At 74.0% G+C, this 265-nt stretch carries 1 pseudogene; it reads right to left on the bottom strand.

Annotated elements, in window-relative coordinates:
- Nucleotides 1-186: 186 nt before the first annotated feature.
- Nucleotides 187-265: pseudogene (locus C7C46_RS37815) on the bottom strand (RNA polymerase-binding protein RbpA); the annotation flags it as partial.

The following is a 265-nucleotide window of genomic DNA, read 5'->3' as shown; positions in this document are numbered from 1 at the left end:
GACCCGGTGGCCGACGCGATGCGGCTGCAGGAGCAGATCCGGATCCACCGCCCGGACGGCAAGGTGATCCAGGGCGAGGTGGTCGACCCGGACCAGCGTCCGTGACTTACCGCCCCGGCGCCTGCGCCGGGGCAAGCCGAAGGGCCCCGATCCTCCAGGAGGACGGGGCCCTTTCGGGGTCGTGCGTCAGGCGCTCTTGCGGGAGTCGCGCGGGTGGACGGCGAGGTTCATGCCGCCGGAACGGAGCACGGCCAGCCGCTCGGCC

Origin of the sequence: Streptomyces tateyamensis, from assembly GCF_003205575.1 — a bacterium.
Taxonomy (GTDB): Bacteria; Actinomycetota; Actinomycetes; order Streptomycetales; family Streptomycetaceae; genus Kitasatospora; species Kitasatospora tateyamensis.
Note: the sequence above shows the minus strand (reverse complement) of the source record. Positions and strands in the feature narration are given on the sequence as shown.